At 68.7% G+C, this 22,042-nt stretch carries 23 protein-coding genes; 16 read left to right on the top strand and 7 right to left on the bottom strand.

Translation table 11 applies throughout. From position 1 onward, the window contains the following. Positions 1 to 19: 19 nt before the first annotated feature. The gene (ppsR, locus tag IAI54_RS12425) at positions 20 to 1,396 is read right to left on the bottom strand and encodes a transcriptional regulator PpsR (RefSeq protein ID WP_187972628.1); all 1,377 of its coding nucleotides are present in this window, start codon (positions 1,394 to 1,396) and stop codon (positions 20 to 22) included. Continuing rightward, positions 1,377 to 2,309, bottom strand: coding sequence for a cobalamin B12-binding domain-containing protein (locus IAI54_RS12420; RefSeq protein WP_187972627.1), 933 nt, complete (start codon positions 2,307 to 2,309; stop codon positions 1,377 to 1,379). Before IAI54_RS12420 ends, ppsR begins: the two co-directional genes overlap by 20 nt. A gap of 354 nt (positions 2,310 to 2,663) precedes the next feature. Here IAI54_RS12420 and bchF point away from each other — a divergent pair, with 354 nt between their 5' ends. The 16 genes from bchF (at position 2,664) to IAI54_RS12340 (ending at position 19,136) form a co-directional block, all read left to right on the top strand. Beyond that, complete coding sequence (bchF, locus tag IAI54_RS12415) at positions 2,664 to 3,176, top strand: 2-vinyl bacteriochlorophyllide hydratase (protein ID WP_187972626.1); 513 nt, start codon at positions 2,664 to 2,666, stop codon at positions 3,174 to 3,176. After that, positions 3,173 to 4,462, top strand: coding sequence for a ferredoxin:protochlorophyllide reductase (ATP-dependent) subunit N (locus IAI54_RS12410; RefSeq protein WP_210321240.1), 1,290 nt, complete (start codon positions 3,173 to 3,175; stop codon positions 4,460 to 4,462). The genes bchF and IAI54_RS12410 overlap by 4 nt, the downstream gene beginning before the upstream one ends. A 2-nt stretch (positions 4,463 to 4,464) precedes the next feature. Next, complete coding sequence (gene bchB / locus IAI54_RS12405) at positions 4,465 to 6,009, top strand: ferredoxin:protochlorophyllide reductase (ATP-dependent) subunit B (protein WP_187972625.1); 1,545 nt, start codon at positions 4,465 to 4,467, stop codon at positions 6,007 to 6,009. Further along, positions 5,984 to 9,691 (top strand): magnesium chelatase subunit H, encoded by a 3,708-nt coding sequence (locus IAI54_RS12400; RefSeq protein WP_187972624.1) that lies wholly within the window; start codon positions 5,984 to 5,986, stop codon positions 9,689 to 9,691. Before bchB ends, IAI54_RS12400 begins: the two co-directional genes overlap by 26 nt. Beyond that, positions 9,688 to 10,596 (top strand): ferredoxin:protochlorophyllide reductase (ATP-dependent) iron-sulfur ATP-binding protein, encoded by a 909-nt coding sequence (gene bchL / locus IAI54_RS12395; RefSeq protein WP_187972623.1) that lies wholly within the window; start codon positions 9,688 to 9,690, stop codon positions 10,594 to 10,596. Before IAI54_RS12400 ends, bchL begins: the two co-directional genes overlap by 4 nt. Continuing rightward, positions 10,596 to 11,288, top strand: coding sequence for a magnesium protoporphyrin IX methyltransferase (bchM, locus tag IAI54_RS12390; protein WP_187972622.1), 693 nt, complete (start codon positions 10,596 to 10,598; stop codon positions 11,286 to 11,288). Before bchL ends, bchM begins: the two co-directional genes overlap by 1 nt. Continuing rightward, a complete protein-coding gene (locus tag IAI54_RS12385; protein WP_235679345.1) occupies positions 11,285 to 12,727 on the top strand; it encodes a BCD family MFS transporter in 1,443 nt (480 codons plus the stop codon). Before bchM ends, IAI54_RS12385 begins: the two co-directional genes overlap by 4 nt. A gap of 23 nt (positions 12,728 to 12,750) precedes the next feature. Then, positions 12,751 to 13,533 (top strand): photosynthetic reaction center subunit H, encoded by a 783-nt coding sequence (gene puhA, locus IAI54_RS12380; RefSeq protein ID WP_187972621.1) that lies wholly within the window; start codon positions 12,751 to 12,753, stop codon positions 13,531 to 13,533. Then, a complete protein-coding gene (puhB, locus tag IAI54_RS12375; RefSeq protein ID WP_187972620.1) occupies positions 13,530 to 14,207 on the top strand; it encodes a photosynthetic complex putative assembly protein PuhB in 678 nt (225 codons plus the stop codon). The genes puhA and puhB overlap by 4 nt, the downstream gene beginning before the upstream one ends. A 13-nt stretch (positions 14,208 to 14,220) precedes the next feature. Next, positions 14,221 to 14,670 carry a photosynthetic complex assembly protein PuhC gene (gene puhC, locus IAI54_RS12370; RefSeq protein WP_187972619.1) on the top strand — a complete coding sequence of 150 codons (450 nt, stop codon included), beginning with the start codon at positions 14,221 to 14,223 and terminating at the stop codon, positions 14,668 to 14,670. After that, positions 14,667 to 14,969, top strand: coding sequence for a hypothetical protein (locus tag IAI54_RS12365; RefSeq protein WP_187972618.1), 303 nt, complete (start codon positions 14,667 to 14,669; stop codon positions 14,967 to 14,969). The genes puhC and IAI54_RS12365 overlap by 4 nt, the downstream gene beginning before the upstream one ends. Next, positions 14,966 to 16,030 carry a magnesium-protoporphyrin IX monomethyl ester (oxidative) cyclase gene (gene acsF, locus IAI54_RS12360; protein ID WP_187972617.1) on the top strand — a complete coding sequence of 355 codons (1,065 nt, stop codon included), beginning with the start codon at positions 14,966 to 14,968 and terminating at the stop codon, positions 16,028 to 16,030. The genes IAI54_RS12365 and acsF overlap by 4 nt, the downstream gene beginning before the upstream one ends. 8 nt (positions 16,031 to 16,038) lie before the next feature. Then, complete coding sequence (gene puhE, locus IAI54_RS12355) at positions 16,039 to 16,872, top strand: putative photosynthetic complex assembly protein PuhE (RefSeq protein ID WP_187972616.1); 834 nt, start codon at positions 16,039 to 16,041, stop codon at positions 16,870 to 16,872. A gap of 61 nt (positions 16,873 to 16,933) precedes the next feature. Further along, a complete protein-coding gene (gene hemA / locus IAI54_RS12350; protein ID WP_187972615.1) occupies positions 16,934 to 18,148 on the top strand; it encodes a 5-aminolevulinate synthase in 1,215 nt (404 codons plus the stop codon). 31 nt (positions 18,149 to 18,179) lie between these two features. Then, positions 18,180 to 18,770 carry an isopentenyl-diphosphate Delta-isomerase gene (locus tag IAI54_RS12345; protein WP_187972614.1) on the top strand — a complete coding sequence of 197 codons (591 nt, stop codon included), beginning with the start codon at positions 18,180 to 18,182 and terminating at the stop codon, positions 18,768 to 18,770. Between the two features lie 129 nt (positions 18,771 to 18,899). Continuing rightward, positions 18,900 to 19,136, top strand: coding sequence for a hypothetical protein (locus IAI54_RS12340; protein WP_187972613.1), 237 nt, complete (start codon positions 18,900 to 18,902; stop codon positions 19,134 to 19,136). 234 nt (positions 19,137 to 19,370) lie between these two features. Here IAI54_RS12340 and pufM read toward each other — a convergent pair whose 3' ends face one another. The 5 genes from pufM to IAI54_RS12315 all read right to left on the bottom strand — a co-directional run bounded on the left by pufM (position 19,371) and on the right by IAI54_RS12315 (position 22,024). After that, a complete protein-coding gene (pufM, locus tag IAI54_RS12335; protein WP_187972612.1) occupies positions 19,371 to 20,294 on the bottom strand; it encodes a photosynthetic reaction center subunit M in 924 nt (307 codons plus the stop codon). A gap of 12 nt (positions 20,295 to 20,306) precedes the next feature. Beyond that, on the bottom strand, positions 20,307 to 21,131 hold the full coding sequence (pufL, locus tag IAI54_RS12330) for a photosynthetic reaction center subunit L (RefSeq protein WP_187972611.1): 825 nt from the start codon (positions 21,129 to 21,131) through the stop codon (positions 20,307 to 20,309). A 118-nt stretch (positions 21,132 to 21,249) separates the two neighbouring features. After that, complete coding sequence (gene pufA / locus IAI54_RS12325) at positions 21,250 to 21,432, bottom strand: light-harvesting antenna LH1, alpha subunit (protein ID WP_187972610.1); 183 nt, start codon at positions 21,430 to 21,432, stop codon at positions 21,250 to 21,252. Between the two features lie 13 nt (positions 21,433 to 21,445). Further along, positions 21,446 to 21,667, bottom strand: coding sequence for a light-harvesting antenna LH1, beta subunit (pufB, locus tag IAI54_RS12320; RefSeq protein WP_187972609.1), 222 nt, complete (start codon positions 21,665 to 21,667; stop codon positions 21,446 to 21,448). 123 nt (positions 21,668 to 21,790) lie between these two features. Next, positions 21,791 to 22,024, bottom strand: coding sequence for a hypothetical protein (locus IAI54_RS12315; RefSeq protein ID WP_235679344.1), 234 nt, complete (start codon positions 22,022 to 22,024; stop codon positions 21,791 to 21,793). Positions 22,025 to 22,042: the final 18 nt, after the last annotated feature.

Genomic DNA, 22,042 nt, shown 5'->3' with positions numbered 1-22,042 from the left:
AAATTGACACTTCGGAGTGTCAATCCGTATCGTCTTCGACGTCCGAAATGCCGTAGCGGCGGAGCTTGATGTAGAGGCTCTGGCGGGACAGGCCGAGCATGTCGGCGGCCGAGGCGCGGTTGTTGTCGGTGAGCTTGAGGGCGGCTTCGATGCAGAGCTTCTCGATGATGTCGGCGGTATCGCGCACGAGATCCTTGAGCGGGACGCGGCCGACGAGTTCGGTGAGCTGGCCGGCCGACTGGGCGTTCATCGCGCCGAGCGGCGAGGGGACCGCGTCGCCGCGCGGTGCGGTCCGGACGGAGAGGCCGTAGCGCGGGCCGTCGTGCCCGGCGACGCGGGTGGCCGAGATTTCCACGGTCTCGGTGCCGCCGAGGTCGTCGCGCACCATGGTTGAAAAGCGGCGGACGGAGCCGTGCTCGCGCAGATTGGCGATCAGAACCTGCAGGTCGACGGCCGAACCGCCGATCCAGGCATCGGCGCTCTTGCCCTCGATCCGGTCGAAGCCGACGACCCGGATCATGTCGAGGAAGGCCATGTTGGCTTCGAGGACCCGGCCCTCGCCGTCGACGACGACGAGGCCATCCGGCAGGCTCTCGGCGAGGGACAGCATGGCCGACACCGAGGAGACGCCGCCCTCGAGGTCGCGGTCGGCCAGGAAGCAGACGAGCAGGTTGGTCCGCCCGAACTCGCGAAAGGGGGTGACGCGGATCGACAGGGGCTCGTCCAGCGTCGCGATCCGCGCCGTGATGACGTCCTCGCGCCCGCGCGCCGCGATCGCCGACAGCGCCTCGGAGACGGCCTGCTGTTCCGTCCGCGCGAAGGCGGCGGTTACCGGCGAACCGGTCAGCTTCTTGGCCGGCCGCGCGAACAGCCGGGCGGCCGCCTCGTTGGCGTCCATCACCTTGAAGCTCTGCGAATCGACGACCAGCAGGGGCTCGTAGGCGAGATGGAAGATGATCCGGTAGCGCGCCTCGATGTCGCGGACGCGCCGGTAGTCGCGCTCCATCTCGAACTGGGCGCGCACCAGCCGCTGCTGCATGTCCGCCATCGAGCGGGAGTCCGAACCGAGCGCCAGACGGGCGCCGCTGCCGGGAATCGAGGCGAGACGGTAGGAAACCGGGAGGTCGCGTGTACCCGTACCCGGATGGTTGACCTGACGGGAGCGTGTAATCTGGACCGTCGCCGCGTCGCTGAGGAGATCGCGCAGTTTCTCGCGGCTCTCGATCGTCACGGTATCCTGCCAGTGCCTCCCGACCCAGCCGTCGAGCCCCCAGGCCTTCAGCTCGCTGTCGCGATAAGCGATGTCGAGTATGTCGCCGTCGGGCGACAGGACGAGTGCGATGTCGGCGCCGGCCGTGACGATCGTCGATACGGCCTCAGCGTCCAGCTCCTTCAAGAACCGGCCACTGTCGCGAAACGAGCGGCACACGTCCCGTGAAACCAGCTTGTCCATCTGAGACTTTCGAGTTCCAGTTCATACCGGCGGCGACCGTCGGACGCGTACCGCCCGCCCTGTCGTCGGATAGGGCGGCGATGGCCACCGCATGCCGAGCGTTCAGGGCCAGGGAATCGGCCCCGACCTCCAATGCCAGTTCCGGCTTATCGACGAATATCGGTCCGCCGACAAGAATGGTGGCCGATTTGTTGCGCATCGAAGACTTCAGTCTGGCGATCGCAGACGCGAGTTCGGGCAGCAGCGCCGAACCGGAGAGCGAAAGGCCGACGAGGGCATAGTGGCCGCTCTCCGCCAGCCTGAACAGGTCCGGGCCATCGCCGCAGCCACAGCAGTCGACGTGCCAGCCATCGCGCCGCAAGGCATCCTCCACGATGCTGAGGCCGAAGGAATGCTGTTCGCCAGGCGTCGGAGCGAGCAGCGCCGTCCGCCCCGGGCGGACCGCGCCGACCGCGGGATACTCCGTCGCCAGCCGCCAGAACAGTCGCTGGATCCGGGTCATGACGACCGTCACCTGCATGAAGTCGCAGATGTCCATGCGCCAGTACTCGCCGACGAGGCGCGCCGCCGGCGCGAGCAGTTCCTCGGTCGCCGCCTGCGGGTCACCGTCGAGCGACACGAAACCTTCCAGCACGTCCTCGCAGCGCGAACTGTTCTCGTCGAGGAGGAGGCGGGTGAAGTCGTCGATGGCCGGGCTTCGCGAGGACACACCGCCGCGGCGCTGGGGCCTGCCCTGGGCATTGCGCCCGACGAGCATGGGCACGACGTTCTCGCGCAGGGTGGCGGCGAGCCGCTCCGAAACATCGAGCTCGGCGCCATGGGATCTGCGCTCGCCATGACCGCGGCCGACCGGCACGAGGCCGCGTGTCGCGGTGACGCTGCAGGTGGAGTCGGGGCTTCTGCTGGTCATGACTGGCGATCCCTCCGTTCGCCAGCGTAAAGGTCGCGCGCTGTGCTTCCCCCCGCGCCGGTGCTGCCGCACGGGGCGCCGATGGTGGCATGGCGTGGTCTTCGCGCTGATCCTTATTGTTGTTCCAACGATACTCCCTTCACGCCGCTTGTCCAGCGGAATCTGTCCATCGGTTTTGACATCGTCAATTCGAATGGACGTCAATCCAGATTGACACTTCCGGTGTATCGGGATTACTCTCCCCGGACTGCTCGAAAAGAACGACAAGACACAACGAGAGGGAGGCGGTCGGGCAAGACGATGAGGGAGGCACCAGCAGAGGGTTCGGCCAGACGCCCGCTCTACACGCCCGAGCAACGGCTTCGGCGCGATGCGACCGCCTGGACGGTCGTGCAGGGTGTGCTCGCCCCGCTGCAGTTCGTGGTTTTCCTGGCCAGCCTGATCCTCATCCTGCGGTATCTCGCGACCGGCGAGGGGATCGCGGCCGCCAATGCGTCGGTGGTCGCCAAGACCTGCGTCCTCTACGCCATCATGGTCACCGGCTCGATCTGGGAAAAGATCGTCTTCGGCCGCTGGCTCTTCGCCCCCGCCTTCTTCTGGGAAGACGTCTTCTCGATGCTGGTGCTGGCGCTGCACACCGCCTATCTCGTCGCGCTCTTCCGGGGCACGCTTGACCCGGCGGGCCTGATGCTCCTGGCGCTCGCGGCATATGCAGCCTACGTCGTCAACGCCACGCAGTTCCTGGTGAAGCTGCGCGCCGCGAGGCTCGACGCCGCCCGCGTCCGAGCCGTGCTTCCGGAGGCAGGCCGATGAACGCGATGCCGCCCCGGATCGGCGCGCAGGACTGCGGCCCCGCCGCGCCCCTGCGGCAGCGCGGCCAGCACGAAGTCTTCTGCGGCCTGACCTCGATCATCTGGCTGCACCGCAAGGTGCAGGACGCCTTCTTCCTGATCGTCGGGTCGCGCACCTGCGCCCATCTCATGCAGTCCGCCGCGGGCGTCATGATCTTCGCCGAGCCACGGTTCGGCACCGCCATCATCGAGGAGCGCGACCTCGCCGGAATGGCAGACCTGCACGAGGAACTCGACCGCGTGGTGGCGCGCCTGCTCTCGCGCCGGCCGGACATCCGCATGCTGGTGCTGGTCGGCTCCTGTCCGTCCGAAGTGATCAAGCTCGACCTCGGCAAGGCCGCCGAGCGGCTCGCCCGCCTGCATGCGCCGGCGACGCGGGTGCTGCACTTCTCGGGAAGCGGCATCGAGACGACCTTCACGCAGGGCGAGGACAATTTCCTGGCGGCGCTGGTGCGCGAACTGCCGGCGGCGGACGCCAAGGCGCCGCCGTCGCTGATGGTGGCGGGGGCGCTGCCGGACGTCGTGGAGGACCAGTTCCGCCGAATCTTCGATGCGCTGGGCATCGGCCCGGTCGCTTTCCTGCCGTCGCGCGCCTCCTCGGGACTGCCGGCGGTCGGCGCCGCGACGCGCGTGCTTTTGGCGCAGCCCTATCTCGGCGAGGCGGCGCGGGCGCTGGAGGCGCGCGGCGCCACTGTGCTCGCCGCGCCGTTCCCGCTCGGCGAGGAGGGCACCACCGCCTGGCTGCGCGCGGCCGCGGACGCCTTCGGCGTGGCGCCGGGCCGCTTCGATGCCATCACCCGGGCCGGACGGCGGCGCGCGCGCGAGGCGGTGGGGCGCCGTCGTGCCGAACTCGAAGGCCGGCGCGTGTTCCTGTTTCCCGATTCGCAGCTCGAGCCCTCCATCGCGCGCTTCCTGGCGCGCGAGGCGGGCGCCGAGATCGTCGAGATCGGTTCGCCCTACCTGCACCGCCAGCATCTGGCCGGCGAGTTCGCGCTGCTGCCGCCCGGAATTCCGTTCTCCGAGGGCCAGGACGTCGATCGCCAGCTCGACCGCTGCCGCGCCGCGCGGCCCGATCTCGCGGTGTGCGGCATGGGCCTCGCCAATCCGCTCGAGGCCGAGGGCATCGCCACCAAATGGTCGATCGAGCTCGTCTTCACCCCGGTGCAGGGCTACGAGCAGGCCGGCGACCTCGCCGAACTCTTCGTGCGGCCGCTCGCGCGCCGCGCCGTGCTGAAGCTGGGGGCCTGACCATGCAGCTCACCGTGTGGACCTACGAAGGACCGCCCCATGTCGGGGCCATGCGGATCGCCGCATCGATGCGCGGCCTGCACTACGTGCTGCATGCGCCGCAGGGCGATACCTATGCCGACCTTCTGTTCACGATGATCGAACGGCGCGACACGCGTCCGCCGGTCACCTACACCACCTTCAAGGCGCAGGACCTCGGCGCCGATACGGCGGAGATCTTCAAGATCGCCTGCCGGGACGCCGTGGAGCGGTTCCAGCCGGAGGCGATCATCGTCGGCGCCTCGTGCACGGCGGAACTGATCCAGGACGATCCGGCAGGGCTTGCCGCCGCGCTGGCGCTTCCGATCCCGGTGATTCCCCTCGAACTGCCGTCCTACTCCAAGAAGGAGAACTGGGGCGCGGCCGAGACCTTCTACCGGCTGGTGCGCGCCTTCGCGCCGGCGCCGCAGCGTCCCGCACCGCGGGTCGTGCGCCCGGCCGGCGAGCGCAGCTGCAACATCCTCGGTCCGACGTCGCTCGGCTTCCGCCATCGCGACGACATCGAGGAGGTGCGCCGCATGATCGAGGGGCTGGGTGTGGCGGTGAACCTCGTGGCGCCGCTCGGCGCCAGTCCGTCGGACCTCGCGCGGCTGCCCGAAGCGGACTTCAACGTGGTGCTCTATCCCGAAATTGCCGGCACGGCGGCCGACTGGCTCAAGCGCAACCACGGCCAGGCCTTCGTGACGATCCCGCCGATCGGTGTGCGCGCCACCGCCGAGTTTCTTGCCGCCGTGGCCGGCCTCGCGGGGGTTGTGCCACCGGCACCGCCCGCGACGCTGCGGATGCCCTGGTACTCGCGCTCGATCGATTCGACCTATCTCACCGGCAAGCGGGTGTTCATCTTCGGCGACGCCACCCATGCGGTTGCCGCTGCCCGCGTGGCGGCCGACGAACTGGGCTTCGTCGTCTGCGGGCTCGGCACCTACAGCCGCGAGTTCGCCCGCGAAGTCCGAGCGGCTGCGGTCCGGTACGGCGTCGAGCCGCTGATCAGCGACGACCACCTGGCAGTCGAGGACGCCATCGTCGCCGCGCAGCCCGAACTCATCCTCGGCACGCAGATGGAGCGGCACGTCGCCAAGCGGCTGCGCATTCCCTGCGCGGTCATCTCCGCCCCGGTCCACGTGCAGGATTTTCCCGCGCGCTACTCGCCGCAGATGGGGCACGAGGGCGCCAACGTGCTGTTCGACAGCTGGGTGCATCCCCTGATGATGGGGCTGGAGGAACATCTGCTCGGCATGTTCCGGGACGATTTCGAGTTCAACGACACGGCCGCGCCGTCACATCTGGGCCATGCGGCTCCGGCGGCGTCGGAAACCGAGGAGCAGACCCTCGTGGTGCTGGAGCGGCCCGTCGCCTGGACCGGCGAAGCCGAGAAGGAACTGAAGAAGATCCCGTTCTTCGTGCGCGGAAAGGCACGCAGGAACACCGAGCGCTTTGCGGCCGAACGCGGGCTGCAGACCATCACCATCGAGACATTGTACGATGCCAAGGCCCATTTCAGCCGCTGAAGCGACGCCGATCGCCGTCACCATCGTGACTCTCGACAGTCACATGGCGAGCGCCGTCGAGCGCGCGTCGATCGTGCTGAAGCGGGAACTGCCGGGCCTGAGGCTGACGCTGCATTCCATGGCCGAATGGGGATCCGAACCGGCCGCGGAAGAGCGCTGCCGCCGCGACGTCGAGACGGCCGACATCGTCGTCGCCAACATGATCTTCCTCGAGGAGCACATCCGGAAGGTCCAGCCCTGGCTGGAGGCGCGGCGCGAGGCCTGCGACTGCATGGTGGGTTGCCTCTCGGCCGGCGACATCGTGCGGACCACGCGGCTCGGCGGCTTCTCGATGTCGGGTGCGCCGGGCGGCGCGCTGGGGCTGCTGAAGCGCCTGCGCGGCGCCTCGAAGCCCGGCCAGTCGGGCGGCCGCCAGCAGATGAAGATGCTGCGCCAGATCCCGCGGCTGCTGCGCTTCATCCCGGGCAAGGCGCAGGACGTGCGCGCCTATTTCCTCACCCTGCAATACATGCTCGCCGGTTCCGACGACAACGTCGCCAACCTCGTGCGTCATCTGGTGTCGCGCTATGCGGCCGGCCCGCGTGCGGCGCTGCGCAAGGCGGTGACGGCGCGCGCGCCGCTCGACTATCCGGAGGCCGGGCTCTACCACCCGCGGCTGGCCGGGCGCATCGGCGAGACCCTGCGCGACCTGCCGGGAGCCGGAGCGGCCGGAACCGTCGGCCTCCTCGTGATGCGCTCCTACGTGCTGGCGGGCAACACGGCCCACTACGACGCGGTGATCGGCGCGCTGGAGGCGAGGGGACTGAAGGTCGTGCCGGCCTTCGCCGCCGGGCTCGACGCGACGCCCGCCGTCGAGCGTTTCTTCATGGCCGATGGCCGCGCGACGGTGGACGCCGTCGTGTCGCTGACCGGGTTCTCGCTGGTCGGGGGACCGGCCTACAACGACAGCCGCGCGGCCGAGGAGATGCTGGCCCGGCTCGACGTGCCCTATCTCTCGGCCTTCGCGGTGGAATTCCAGACCATCGAGGAGTGGCGCACGGGCGATCACGGACTCACCCCGGTCGAGACCACCATGATGGTGGCGCTGCCCGAGATCGACGGCGCGACGGGACCGATGCTGTTCGGTGGCCGGACCTCTGCCGGCGGCGCGGACCGCGGGGCGGGGCGCCGCGACATGGCCGGCGAGCCCGAGCGTGCGGCCATGCTCGCCGCGCGGGTCGAGAAGCTGGTGCGCCTGCGGCGCACGGCGCGGGCCGAGCGCAAGGTGGCGGTGGTGCTGTTCAACTTCCCGCCCAATGGCGGTGCGACCGGTACGGCCGCCTATCTCTCCGTCTTCCGCTCGCTCTGGAACACGCTCGCCGCGATGAAACGGGCCGGCTATTCGGTCGACCTGCCGGCCAGCGTCGAGGCGCTTCGCACGAAGATCCTCGAAGGCAATGCGTCGCGCTTCGGCCATCCGGCCAACGTCGCCGCCCGCATCCCGGCCGAACGCCATGTGCAGCGCGAGACGCATCTGGCCGAGATCGAGGCGCAATGGGGTGCGGCGCCCGGCCGCCACCAGTCCGACGGCTCCTCTATTCTCGTGCTCGGCGAGCGCTTCGGCAACGTCTTCGTCGGCGTCCAGCCGGGCTTCGGCTACGAGGGCGATCCGATGCGCCTGCTGTTCGAGAAGAGCTTCGCGCCGACGCATGCCTTCGCCGCCTTCTATCGCTGGCTGCGCGAGGATTTCGGCGCCGATGCCGTGCTGCACTACGGCACGCATGGCGCCCTGGAGTTCATGCCCGGCAAGCAGGTCGGCCTGTCGCGCGACTGCTGGCCGGACCGGCTGATCGGCGACCTGCCGAACCTCTATCTCTACGCCGCCAACAACCCGTCGGAAGGCGCGATCGCCAAGCGGCGCGGCAATGCGACGCTCGTCAGCTACCTGACCCCGCCGGTCGCGGCCGCGGGCCTCTACAAGGGGCTGGTGGAACTCAAGGCGTCGCTCGACCGGTGGCGCGGCCTGCCGCCATCCGACGTCCATGAACGGACCCGGCTGGAGGAGACCATCGTGGCGCAGGCCGGCGCGCTCGATCTCGAGACGGCCAGCCTCGTGAACGGCCGGCCCGACGTGCCGACGCTGGTCGAGGCGGTCGCCGAACTCGAAGCGACGCTGATCCCGCACGGGCTGCATGTCGTGGGCGAGGCCGCGACGGCGGAGGAGCGGGCCGATCTCCTGCAGGCGGTGGCCGAGGCTTCGCACGGCATCGTCCTGCCGCGCGACCTGGCGCAACGGCTCGCGGAGGGCGAGGTGCCGGTCAAGGCGCTCGAAGCCCTGCAGATGGCCGGGGACGAGCGCCTGCGCGCTGCCGCTCCGATGCTGGCCGAAATGGCCTCGCAACTCTCCCACGACCACGAACTGCCGGCGCTGATCGCCGCGCTCGACGGCCGCTACATCCGCCCCGTCTCCGGCGGCGACCTGATCCGCTCGCCGCAGATCCTGCCGACGGGCCGCAACCTGCACGGCTTCGATCCCTTCCGCCTGCCGTCTGCCTTCGCGCTGGCCGATGGCGCCCGCCAGGCGACGCTGCTGGTCGAGCGGCACGTCAAGGACAAGGGCGCCCTGCCGGAGTGCATCGCGCTGGTGCTCTGGGGCACCGACACGATGAAGACCGAAGGCGCCCCGATCGGCCAGGCGCTGGCGCTGATCGGCGCCAGGCCCCGCTTCGACAGCTACGGCCGGCTGGCCGGCGCCGACCTCATCCCGCTCGCCGAGCTCGGCCGTCCGCGCATCGACGTGATGATGACGCTGTCGGGCATCTTCCGCGACCTGATGCCCCTGCAGACGAAGCTCCTGGCCGAGGCGAGCCTGCTCGCGGCCGAAGCCGACGAGCCGCTGGAGCGCAATTTCGTGCGCAAGCACGCGCTCGCCTATGCGGCCGAGAAGGGCTGCGGCATCGAGGAAGCGGCGCTGCGCGTCTTCTCCAACGCCGCCGGCGCCTACGGCTCCAACGTCAACATGATGGTGGAATCGGGCTGCTGGGAGGACGAGGACGAACTGGCGGAAGCCTATTCGCGGCGCAAGTGCTTCGCCTATGGCCGCGACGGCAAGCCGGTGAAGCGGCCCGAGCTGATGGGTGCGATCCTGAAGGACGTCGACGCCGCCTACCAGAACCTCGAATCGGTCGAGCTCGGCATCACCACCATCGACCACTACTTCGACACGCTGGGCGGAATCAGCCGCGCGGTGCGCCGCGCTTCGGGCGGCGACGTACCGGTCTATGTCGGCGACCAGACGCGCGGCCAGGGCAAGGTGCGCACGCTGTCCGAGCAGGTGGCGCTCGAGACGCGCACCCGGACACTCAATCCGAAATGGTACGAGGGCCTGCTCGCCCATGGCTACGAGGGCGTGCGCCAGATCGAGGCGCACGTGACCAACACCTTCGGCTGGTCGGCCACGACCGGTCAGGTCGCGCCCTGGGTCTACCAGAACATGGCCGAGACCTTCGTTCTCGACGAGACGATGCGCCGGCGCATGGCGGACCTCAATCCGCGTGCCGCCTCCAAACTCGCCGGCCGCCTGATCGAGGCGACCGACCGTGCCTACTGGACCCCGGATGCCGCCACGCTCGATGCGCTGCGGGCCGCCGGAGACGAACTCGAGGACCGCGTCGAGGGCGTGGGCGTGGAGGCTGCCGCATGAACGTGTTTACCCATCCCAGGGACCTGAAGGCCGCTTCCGGCCGGGAGGACGGCGAAGGCAGCGTCCAGGTGAGGCTCGATCCGACGCTGGAGATCGGCCAGGCCAAGGTCTTCGCCATCTACGGCAAGGGCGGCATCGGCAAGTCGACGACCTCGTCGAACCTGTCGGTCGCCTTCTCCATGCTCGGCAAGCGCGTGCTGCAGATCGGCTGCGATCCCAAGCACGATTCGACCTTCACGCTGACCAAGTCGCTGATCCCGACGGTGATCGACATTCTCGCGCAGGCGAACTTCCACACCGAGGAACTGCGCGCCGACGACTTCGTCTTCGAAGGCTTCAACGGCGTGCGCTGCGTGGAGGCGGGCGGTCCGCCGGCCGGCACCGGCTGCGGCGGCTACGTGGTGGGCCAGACGGTCAAGCTCCTCAAGGAGCACCACCTGCTCGAGGACACCGACGTCGTCATCTTCGACGTGCTGGGCGACGTCGTCTGCGGCGGCTTCGCCTCGCCGCTGCAGCATGCCGAGCGGGCGCTGATCGTGGCGGCCAACGACTTCGATTCGATCTTCGCGATGAACCGCATCGTGGCGGCGATCAAGGCGAAGTCGAAGAACTACAACGTGCGCCTCGGCGGCGTCATCGCCAACCGTTCGCGCGAGACCGACCAGATCGACCGCTTCAACGCGGCGATCGGGCTGAAGCGGGTGGCCCACATCCGCGATCTCGACGCGGTGCGGCTCAGCCGGCTGAAGAAGCGGACCCTGTTCGAGATGGATCCGTCGCCGGAGGTGCTGGCGGTGCAGCGCGAATATCTGCAGCTCGCCGAGATGCTCTGGGCGGGGTCGGAGGAACTCGACGCCAACCCGATGCCCGATCGCGAGATCTTCGACTTCCTGGGGTACGACTGATGGACGGCGCAGCCTATATCGAGCGGCGGGACCGGATCCGCACCTATTTCGACCGCACCGCGGTGGATGCCTGGAAGCGGCTCGCCACCGAGGCGCCGCTCGGCCGCATCCGGGCGACCGTGCGCGAGGGCAGGGCGCGGATGCGCGCGGCCATGCTCGACATGCTGCCGCAGGACCTCTCCGGCTGGCGCGTGCTCGACGCCGGCTGCGGTGCCGGCATGTTCTCGGTCGAACTCGCCCGTCGCGGAGCGGACGTCACCGCGATCGACCTGTCGCCCGAAATGGTCGACTTCGCGGCGAAGACCCTGCCGGCCGACCTCGGTTCCGGCCGCATCCGGTTCCTTTCGGGAGACATGCTTTCCGACAGGCTCGGCCGCTTCGACGCGGTGGTGGCGATGGATTCGCTGATCCACTATCCGCTCGCCGACGCCGCCGAGGCGCTGGCGCGCCTCTCCGCGCGCACCGAGCGCAGCATCGTCTTCACCTTCGCGCCGCGCACGCCGGCGCTGGCCGCCATGCATGCGGTGGGCCGGCTGTTCCCGCGCGGCGACCGGGCGCCGGCGATCGAGCCGGTGCGACCGGAGGCGATCGCCGCGCGCATCGACGGCATTCCCGGCTGGCACGCCGGCCGCACGACCCGCATCGGGCACGGCTTCTACACCTCGCAGGCGATGGAGGTGGTGCGGTCATGAGCAGGCGCGGCGGTTTCGCGATGTCCTCGGCATGGATCCGGCTCGGAAGCCGGTTCCTGCCCTTCGCCGATGCCGCAACGGACGGCCTGCCGCTGTCACGGCTGCTGCGCCTGTCGCTCTTCCAGGTCTCGGTCGGCATGGCGATGGTGCTGCTGACCGGTACGCTGAACCGCGTCATGATCGTCGAGCTCGGCGTGCCGGCGACGGTGGTGGCGGTCATGGTCGCGCTGCCGATCCTGCTTGCGCCGGCACGTGCGCTGATCGGCCACCGCTCCGACACCCACCGCTCGCATCTCGGCTGGCGGCGCGTGCCCTACATCTGGTTCGGCACGCTGCTGCAGTTCGGCGGCTTCGCGATCATGCCGTTCGCGCTGCTCGTGCTGTCGGGCGGCGGCGAGGCGGCGGTACCCTATGCCGGCGAAGTGGGCGCAGCACTCGCCTTCCTCCTGGTGGGCGCCGGACTTCATACCGTGCAGACGGCCGGGCTCGCGCTCGCCTGCGATCTGGCGCCGGAGGACAGCCGCCCGCGCGTCGTGGCGCTGCTCTATCTCGTGCTGCTCGTCGGCATGTTCGTCTCGGCGATCGCATTTTCGCTGCTGCTGGCCGATTTCGGCCACGTGCTGCTCATCCAGGTCGTCCAGGGGGCCGCGGCGGTCACCATGGTGCTCAATCTCGTGGCTTTGTGGAAGCAGGAAGGCCGCGATCCGCGCGTCACCGCGCACGACCGCCCGCGCCAGCCTTTCGGCGAGGCCTGGGCGATGTTCGTCCGTGCACCGGGCGCCCGGCGCCTGCTGGTCGCGGTGTCGCTCGGCTCGGCCGCCTTCGCCATGCAGGACGTGCTGCTCGAACCCTATGGTGGCGAGGTTCTGGGGCTCGACGTGGGCCAGACCACGCTGCTGACGGCGATGCTGGCCGGCGGCACGATCGCCGGTCTTTTCCTTGCGGCGCGTGCGCTCGACCGCGGCGTCAATCCCTATCGCCTCTCGGGTGTCGGCGGGGTTGCCGGCATCCTGGCCTTCACGCTGGTCATCATCTCGGCGCCCCTGGAATCCGGCGGCCTCTTCAGGGTGGGCGCGGCGCTGATCGGCTTCGGCGGCGGTCTCTACACGGTCGGCCTGCTGACGGCGGCGATGAACATCGGACGCATGACGGACAGCGGCATCGCGCTCGGCGCCTGGGGGGCGGCCCAGGCGACCGCCGCGGGTCTGGCCGTCGCGGCAGGCGGGGCGGTGCGCGACATCGTGACGACGCTTGCCGCCAACGGCACGCTCGGCACGGTCTTCCAGGGACCCGAGGCCGGCTACGGCGTGGTCTATCATGTCGAGATCGCGCTCTTGTTTGCGGCACTCGTCGCCGTCGGCCCGCTCGCCCGCTACGCGGGGTCCGAGACGATCCGGCGGGACGGAGACACTTTCGGTTTGGCGGCTTTTCCCGGCTGAGGCCGGTACAGGGGAGAAAGAGCATGTATCCCAACGAGTTCTCCAGCTACATCGACGCGGCGCAGGTGGCGCTCTACGTCTTCTGGCTGTTCTTCTTCGGCCTGGTCTTCTGGCTTCGGCGCGAGGACCGGCGCGAGGGCTATCCGCTGGAATCCGATCCGACGGGCAAGGTGAAGGACCGCGGCTTCCTGCTGCTGCCGAGCCCGAAGACCTTCCTTCTGCGCGACGGCACGACGGCCACCGCTCCGAACTTCAAGCGGGACCAGAGGCCGGTCGCGGCCGTGCGCGTCGGCCCGTGGCCGGGCGCACCGCTGACCCCCACCGGTGATGCGCTGGCCGACGGCGTCGGCCCGGCCGCATGGGCCGAACGCCGCGAGGTTCCGGACCAGACCTGGGACGGCCACAACAAGATCGTTCCGACACGGGTGGACGGGCATTACGGTGTGGCGAAGGGCGACGTCGATCCGCGCGGCCTGGCGGTCGTCGGCCTCGACCGCAAGGTCGCCGGCACGGTCGTCGATCTCTGGATCGACCGCGCCGAGCACGTGATCCGCTACCTCGAGGTCAAGGTCGACGTGCCGGGCATCAACAACGTGCTGATCCCGATGACCCTTTCGACGATCGAGGGATCCGGACTCTCCGGCCACAGCGTCAAGGTGCGGTCGCTGAAGGCCGAGCAGATCGGCCGGGCGCCGCGGCCGGCGTCGGCCGATTCGGTCACCTTCCGCGAAGAGGACCGCATCTGCGCCTATTTCGGCGGCGGGCACATGTATGCGACGCCGCTGCGTTCGGAGCCGCTGCTATGACACAGGGCCACGACGACTTCGCCTTCGAGGCAGCACCCGGCCTGCCGGCGCCGCTGCCGCGCGGCGAGCGCCTGTTGTGGCAGGGTCGGCCGCAGTGGACGGCGCTGGCGCTCTCGGCGTTCAGGCTGCGGGGCGTCGCGATCTACTTCCTCCTGGTCGGTGCGTGGCGCGCCGCCTCGGTGTGGGCCAATGGCGGCTCGGCCGGTGACATCGTGGCCGCCGCCGTCTGGATCACGCTGCTCGCGGCGATCACGCTGGCGATCCTTTCGACGCTCGCCTGGTTCTACGCGCGCACGACGGTCTATTCTCTGACGTCGAAGCGGCTGCTGATCCGGTCGGGCATCGCGCTGCCGATCACGCTCGACATTCCGCTGTCGCTCGTCGAGACCGCAGCCGTCCGGTCCGCGCCTCTGGGCACGTCGAGCATCAGTTTCGTGATCGCGCGGCCGAACCGCATCGCCTGGCTGGCGCTCTGGCCGCATGCCACCCCCTTCGCCTTCAACCATCCACAGCCGATGCTGCGCGCCATCGCCGACGCACCCGCGGTCGCGCCGCTGATCGCCGAGGCGATGGCCGCGACCGGACAGGGCACCGTCGGTCCGGCGGCGCGCCTGCCGGGCCGCGCCTCCGCCGCCTCGTCGGCGTCGCCGGGCCCCATCGGCCTGCCAGCCTGAGAAGGAAGCCGCCATGACCCAAGCCATCCGCCAGCCCGACCCGCTCCGCCGCCCGGCGATCGCCTGCGGCGCGCTTGCGATGATGGGGATCCTGATCGCGGCCTTCTCGCCCAGGTCCGAGGCTCCGTTGCCGGCTGGACCCGTGGAGGTCACCCTGCCGCTCCGCTTCACGGACGAGCCGGGCGGCGTCGTCGTCGTCAGCGACGCGTCGACCGGCGATCAGCTGGCGCGCCTGGGCGTCGGCGAGGGCGGTTTCGTTCGAACGACCGTGCGTGGCCTTGCGACGGCCCGCAAGAAGCGCGGCATTTCCGATGCCACGCCCTTCGACCTCGTCCGCTATGCGGACGGGGCCCTGCGACTGGTGGATCCGGAGACCGGACGGACCATCACCCTGAATGCCTTCGGTCAACCGAATGCCGCAGCATTCGGTGCTTTCATCGATCAGAGGAGGGAACCGCAATGATCGAGCAACTGGGACTGGGACGCGAGAAGATCGACGTCCGCTGCATCATCGAGATCGAGAACACCTGGGAGAGCCTGCATGCGCATGTCGAACTGGACGGCGTCGACGTCGGTCCGGGCGACGAGGTGCACGTGCAGGGCGGCGAGATCGTCGTGCCTTACGGCGAGCGCGTGACGCTCGAGCGGATGGCGACCGTCACCAGGGCGGCCGCGCCCGAGCGCCTGTGGGTCAGGATGACCGGAGACTTCGAGTTCATGGAACTGCTGGAGTTCAGCTTCTCGTCGGGGAGGGCGTCATGACCATCGAGAAACTCTCGCTGAAGGCCGCCGACACCGACGGAATGGCCGCGCAGTCGACGCTCTTGTCGCCGCGCTTCTACACCACCGACTTCGAGGCGCTCGACCGCATGGACGTGTCGAGCGTCCGGGCAGAATGGGATGCGCTGCTGCAGGAGATGGAAGACGATCCGAACCGCGGCCATTTCAAGCGCAACGCCGACTGGGACAAGATCGATTTCGAAGCGCTGCCGGAAGGGCTGCGCAACGAGTTCGTCGACTTCCTCGTGTCGTCGCTGACGGCGGAATTTTCCGGCTGCGTGCTCTACAAGGAGATGAAGAAGCGCGGCAAGAATCCGGAGATGGTGCGCCTGTTCGGGCTGATGAGCCGGGACGAGGCGCGGCATGCCGGCTTCATCAACGATTCGCTCAAGGAGTTCGGGATCGGCGTCAATCTCGGCTTCCTGACCAAGGCGAAGAAGTACACCTATTTCCGGCCGAAGTTCATCTTCTACGCCACCTACCTGTCCGAGAAGATCGGCTATGCCCGCTACATCAACATCTACCGCCATTTCGAGCGGCATCCGGAGCGGCGGTTCCATCCGATCTTCAAGTGGTTCGAGAAGTGGTGCAACGACGAGTTCCGCCACGGCGAGGCCTTCGCGCTGCTGATGCGCGCCAATCCGGACTATCTGAAGGGCATGAACCGGCTCTGGGTGCGCTTCTTCGTGCTCGCCGTCTACGCGACCATGTACGTCCGCGACCATGCGCGGCCGGAGTTCTACAAGGCGCTCGGCATGGATCCGACCGAATATGACTACAAGGTCTTCCGGCTGACGAGCGAGATCACGCGGCAGGTCTTCCCGCTGGTGCTCGACATCGACCATCCGCGTTTCCGCAAGGGGCTGGAGAAGCTGCGCCGCATCAACGAGAAGGCCGACGCGATCAAGGGCGACGGCCTCGTCGCCAGGATCCGGCGCGCCGGCTGCGGGCTGTCGGCGGCGCTGACCTTCGTGTCGCTCTACACGATCCCGACGATCGAGAACGAACTGCCGGACACCAGCCGCATGCAGCCGGTGTGGTAGGAGGCGTCATGTCCGGCTACGCGGCACCCGTCCTGTTCGCCCTGTTCGCCTGGTGGTTTTCCACCGGGGCGATCATCTGGCTCGACGGGCTGCCGCGCGTCACCTTCAAATGGACCATGGCCGGCGCCACGGCGCTGGCCGTGGCCGGCTTCTGGCTCCTGTGGACGTCGGCCGGCGGTACGGATGCGCACGACGCCTACATCGCCTTCTGCGGCGCGCTGGCGGTCTGGGCCTGGCTGGAAGCCAGCCTCTATCTCGGCTTCGTCACCGGGCTGCGGGTCGAGCGCTGCGCGCATGACTGCAAGGGATGGCGGCATTTCGGCCATGCCCTGAAGGCCAACATCTGGCACGAGCTCGCCATCGTGGCGCTGTTCGGTGCCGTTGCCTGGATTTCCTGGGACGCGCCGAACAAGACGGGGCTCTTCACCTTCCTGATCCTGTGGTGGATGCACGAGAGCGCCCGCCTCAACGTCTTCCTGGGCGTGCGGAACCTGAACGAGCATTTCCTGCCCGAGCACCTGGAGTTCCTGAAGGGGTTCATGCGCAAGGCCGACATGAACCTCCTGTTCCCGGTCTCCGTGACGGTCTCCACCGTCGTTTGCGCGCTGACGGCCGTCGCGGCCGTCGAGGCCGAGAGCGACTTCGAACGCACCAGCATGATGTTCCTCACGACCATCATGGCGCTCGCCATCATCGAGCACTGGTTCCTGATCCTGCCGCTGCCCTTCGAGGCGCTGTGGAACTGGAGCCTCGGCTCGCGGGAGCGGGCGGCCAGGCCGCCTGCGGCAGCCGGCCGCATCGCGCCGGCGACCAAGATCAAGCAACCGAGGCCGGCCGCATGAGCGCCGTGCCGAACGACCGGGAGCGGCAGGGCCGCGCCCGCGCATGGAGGAGGACTGCCCCGTGAACTTCGAAGCCTTTTTCGCCACGAAGCTCGACGGCCTGCGCGGCGAGGGCCGCTACCGGGTCTTCGCCGACCTGGAGCGGCAGCGCGGCACCTTTCCGCGGGCGACCCGCCATGTCGACGGACAGACGCGCGAGGTCACCGTCTGGTGCTCGAACGACTATCTGGGCATGGGCCAGCACCCCAAGGTGATCGCGGCCATGCACGAGGCGATCGACCGCTGTGGCGCCGGCGCCGGCGGCACGCGCAACATCTCCGGCACCAATCACTACCACGTGCTGCTCGAGGACGAACTCGCCGACCTGCACGGCAAGGAATCGGCGCTGCTGTTCACCTCCGGCTACGTCTCGAACTGGGCGGCCCTCGGCACGCTCGGCTCGACGATCCCGAACTGCGTCATCCTGTCGGACGCCGGCAACCACGCCTCGATGATCGAGGGCATCCGCCAGTCGAAGGCCGAGCGCCGCATCTGGCGCCACAACGACGTGGAGGACCTCGACCGGATCCTGTCGGAATACGGGCCGGAGCGGCCCAAGATCGTCGCCTTCGAGAGCGTCTATTCGATGGACGGCGACATCGCGCCGATCAAGGACATCCTCGACGTCTGCGAGAAGCACGGCGCGATGAGCTATCTCGACGAGGTGCACGCGGTCGGCCTCTACGGGCCGCGCGGCGGCGGCATCGCCGAGCGCGAGGGCCTGATGGACCGCGTGACGCTGATCGAGGGCACGCTGGGCAAGGCCTTCGGCGTGGTCGGCGGCTACATCGCCGGCTCGGCGGCGCTGTGCGACTACATCCGCTCCTTCGCTTCGGGCTTCATCTTCACCACCGCCCTGCCGCCGCACGTGGCGGCCGGCGCGCGGGCCTCGATCCGGCACCTGAAGGAGAGCCAGATGGAGCGCGCCCGCCACCAGGAGCGGGTGCGCAAGGTGCGCGCGCGCCTCGACGGCATCGGCATTCCGACCATGCAGAACCCGAGCCACATCGTGCCGGTGATGGTGGGCGACGCGGCCAAGTGCAAATGGCTGTCGGACCTCCTGCTCGACAGCCACGGCATCTACGTGCAGCCGATCAACTATCCGACCGTGCCGCGCAAGACCGAGCGGCTGCGCATCACGCCCACACCGTTCCACACCGACGCCGACATCGACCACTTCGCCGGCGCCCTCTCGGACCTCTGGTCGCGCTGCGCGCTGGCCCGGAAGGTGGCGTGACGGGAAGCACCATGCCGGGGAGGTCGGGTCGATGAGAGCAGCGAGCGCGAGCCTGCAGCGCCGGAATGCGGACGAGGAGACCATCGTCGCCATCGAGAGCGACGGGTCCTTCCTGCCGGTCGGCAAGCTCGAGGCCCATTATCGTGGCCAGAAGCACCTCGCGGTGTCGGTCTTCGTCTTCGCCGGCGACCGGCTGCTGGTGCAGCGCCGGGCGTCCGGAAAATACCATTCCGGCGGCCAGTGGGCCAATTCCTGCTGCACCCATCCCAACTGGGCCGAGGCGCCGGCTGCCTGCGCGCGCCGACGCCTGCAGGAAGAACTCGGCTTCACGCTGCCGCTCGCCGCGCGGAGCGTGGTCGACTACCGCGCCGACGTCGGCAGCGGCATGATCGAGAACGAGCGGGTGCACATCTTCGAGGCCAACCTGGCGCCCGCGTCCGCAGCGGCCGGAGGCGCCGCTGCGCTCCCGCTCGACCGCTTCGACCCGGCCGAGGTGCAGGCCGTGGCCTGGCTGGACCGGGACGAGCTGCACGCGGCGATCGCCGCCGACCCCCAGTCCTTCACGCCGTGGTTCCGGATCTATCTGGACCGCTGGAGCGAGCTCGGCCTCCAGGCTGCCTGAGCCGGGCAGGGGAAAGCACGACGATCGTCCTGCCCCGCCACCAACCGCCGAAGATGATCATCCAGCGTCATCGTCCCCCCGACACGCAGGGGCTCCCAACCAAGCGACTTGCGCTTTGCAGATCGGGCAATGAACGGCGCGTCCTTCCGCGGTGAATGCAAGTGGCGCGCGGCGGCGATGGGCGTCAGCCATCTCGAAACTCTTCGCACACGTACCGACAGCACCGCCTGCGGCGCGGGGAGGAAGGACGAGCACCACCTGCACCGCAGCCGCACCGGCTTCGAGCCGTCTGTGAAGGAACTGGCCCGCGTCGACGGATCGGTGCACCTGCTCGGCCCGGAAGAGATGGCTGGGCGCGGTCGATAGCCGCTTCCGGCCGCGCTCCTGCCAGCGCGTACCGGACAGACCTGGTCGGTCTCCTTCGGGCGCCATCGCAGGTCCCCCGCCAGACGGCGAGGGCCCGGATCCTGCTCGGATCCGGGCCCTTTCCTTCAGGACGAACAGGAGGGGACGTCCGTCCCTGCCGCGGCGCCAGGCGTTGCGATCCCGCCTTGCGCCGACGTCGAACCGGGCTTCCGCAGGTCGCCCGGCCCGTCTCGATCAGCCCGGGGCGAGACCGTGCTTGACGCCCCAGCCGAACCAGTCGTCGACGACGGTCCCGGTCAGCAGGATGCCGATGCCGCCGGTGAGCGGGCAGAGAACGGCGAACCACCAGGCCCAGCGGTGGATCGATTCCATCGTGGCGTTGAAGCCCATCGTCCAGCGCCAGAACAGCGCCGCCCTCTCCGAGGCCGTTCCACGATCGACGATCTGCTCGATCTCGCGCTCGCCGCCGAAGCGGCTGACGGCCAGGATGGTCGCGCCATGCATGGCGAACAGCACGGCCGAGCCGTAGAGGAAGGCGATGGAGAGCGCGTGGAAGGGATTGTAGAACAGGTTGCCGTAGACCAGCGAAAAGTTGTTCGTCCAGTCGAGATGCGGGAAGATGCCGAAGGGCACGCCCTCGCTCCACGATCCCATCAGCAGCGGGCGGATGAAGCCCAGGACCAAATAGAGCCAGATCGCCGAGGCGAAGGCCCAGGGCACGTGCGTGCCCATGCCGAGCGCCCGGGCGCGGCGGTACATGCGGGCCCACCACAGGAGGATCGCCGAGGTGAGGAAGAAGCCGGCCATCAGCCACCATCCGCCTTCCTTCAGCGGCGGCAGGATGCGCAGCCCGTGCTCGGGCAGGGGCGGATCGAGCGACAGCCAGAAGAACTGCTTGATGAATTCCTGCGGATCCCAGTTGACCTTGGCCAGCATGTTCAGGCCGATGATCTCGATGGCGACGAAGCCGCACATCAGGGATGCGAGACCGAGCCAGCCGAGGTAGATCGGGCCGATCTGCGCGTCGCCGAAACGACCGAACAGATGGACGAAGCGGGTTTCCGTCTCGCGGTTCCAGATCCCGGCGGGGATCGGCACGCCCATGTCGGGGGCGCCGCGCACCTGGACCCGGGTGAAGATGTTCTGATTCTCGAGCATTGTCGTTTCCCCTCAGCTCCAGACCGGAATCCGGCGCCACCACTCCCACCATTCGGACCAGGCCTCGGTCCACAGCGGCCCGGAGATGATGATGCAGACCGCGCTCCAGAAGGACGCCGAGATGGCGAGGAACAGTCCGAGCCGGTGGATGCCCAGCGTCCCGATCGAATAGCCGATCGTGTCGCGGAAATAGGTGTTCTCGTGCTCGGCGGTCTTCACCGCCTGGCCCTTCTTCGGATTGGTGGCCGACAGGATCAGGCCGCCATGCATGGCCAGCGCCAGGCAGTTGGTGAAGAAGAAGGTGATCGCGATCATGTGCGCGGGGTTGTAGTGGAAGTTGCCGTAGGCGTAGCCGGTGGCCGACACCCAATCGAGATGGGTGAAGATGCCGTAGGGAAAGCCGTAGGACCACGCGCCCATCAGCACCGGTCGGAACACGACCAGCGTGACGTAGGCCAGGATCGCGAAGGAAAAGGCCCAGGGGATGTGCATGCCCATGCCGAGCTTCCGCGCGATCTCGGCCTGGCGCAGCGCCCAGGAGCCGAAGGCACCGATGGCGCAGATGGTGATCACCTGCCACAGCCCGCCTTCCTTGAGCGGGGCGAAGCCCAGACCGATCTCCTCGGCCGGCGGATTGATCGAGATCTGCCAGATGTTCCAGGTCGGACCGAGTGACGCGCCATAGGCGATCAGCGCCACGCCGAGCGCGGTAAAGAAGATGGTCGTGACCCCGAAGAAGCCGACATAGAAGGGGCCGACCCAGAAATCGAAAAGGTCACCGCCGAGCAAGGTACCGCCCCTGACCCGGTATTTGCGTTCAAAACTCAGCATCGCCATGTCGAGCCTCCCCCATCAGGGCGCGAATTGCGCGGCGCGACGGCGCCGCCGAACTGGATCGGCGCGGGCGGCACGGTCGCCGCCCGCGTCATTCTCGGTTCCGTCCCGGCCTCGCCCGTCAGGCGACGTCGGCGACCAGCTCCACCGTGGCGGCGGCAGCGGCAGGCCGCGGCCCTTCCAGCCAGTTGAAGCGATCGGTGCTGAGCAGGATGAAATGAATCACCAGCGCCAGCACGAACAGGAAGGTGAACAGTGCGACCAGCGACCTGCGCGGATCGAACAGAAGCCAGATTCTCCACATCGTATGTTCCCCCTTATGCGACGAGCGAGAGGAGGGCGCTCGCGATCGGCTTCACGCCGTTCTCGAGCGATGCGTAGCCTTCCGGCCCGGGAAGCCACGGACGCCACATCCAGGCGAGGATGTGGGCGATGACCGCGACGATCACGAACGCAATAAAGCTACTCATGAACACGGAATGGAATTCCCTGGCTTCCGCTTCTGAGAGCCCCGACAGGGACCCGTCACTTGCAGCCATGGCTACCTCCTTCAGTTCGGCCTTTCGGCCATGGACCGGACGGTGATCCGCCCGGCGGTTGTGCCGGCGGCCCGTAGGCCGTCGACCTCCTCCGGCGGGTCGCCCCGCCGGAAGCTCTGACGTTCACCGAAAGGCGAACGGAATGCAGGATCGCGCCGCGGCGCGGGCTTCCGAAAAGACGTTGCGGCGCGGCGTGCGCGGTGCCTCGACCAGGCCGACGAGACCGAGGAGACGTCCGATCACGACCGCGAGCAGGAACAGCGGATAGGCCAGGATGCAGATCAGCCGGTATTCGCGCTGCTCCGCCCGGCGGCGGCTGTGGCGCGGGTAGCGGGCGTCCATTTCGATGCTTGCCATGGTCGTTCTCCCCTTGTT

The organism is Aquibium microcysteis, from assembly GCF_014495845.1.
Lineage (GTDB): Bacteria > Pseudomonadota > Alphaproteobacteria > Rhizobiales > Rhizobiaceae > Aquibium > Aquibium microcysteis.
The sequence above is the reverse complement of the archived record's forward strand: the minus strand, read 5'-3'. Positions and strand labels throughout refer to the sequence as shown.